Annotated in this window: 1 protein-coding gene; it reads left to right on the forward strand. The window is 72.8% G+C overall.

Annotated elements, in window-relative coordinates:
• Positions 1 to 243 (forward strand): polysaccharide deacetylase family protein (locus tag JI667_RS22535; RefSeq protein ID WP_206858774.1); only part of this gene is annotated, 243 nt, incomplete at both ends.

Below are 243 nucleotides of genomic sequence, written 5' to 3' on the forward strand. Positions count from 1 at the left end.
TCTGCCTGGGGTGCGTCGCCGAACGGCATCCCGACCTGGTGCGCGACATCGCCCGGCGCGGGCACGAGATCGCGAGCCACGGCTGGTCCCACACGCCCGTCACTCGCCTCGATCGGGCGTCCTTCGCCGACGAGGCCACCCGCAGCAAGGCCCTCCTCGAGGAACTCGCGGGCTCCGAGGTCGCGGGATTCCGGGCGCCGTCGCTCAGCATCGTCGATGAGACCCGCTGGGGCCTCGACGTGC

The sequence above is a fragment of the Bacillus sp. NTK074B genome (assembly GCF_017303375.1).
GTDB lineage: Bacteria > Bacillota > Bacilli > Bacillales > Bacillaceae_B > Rossellomorea.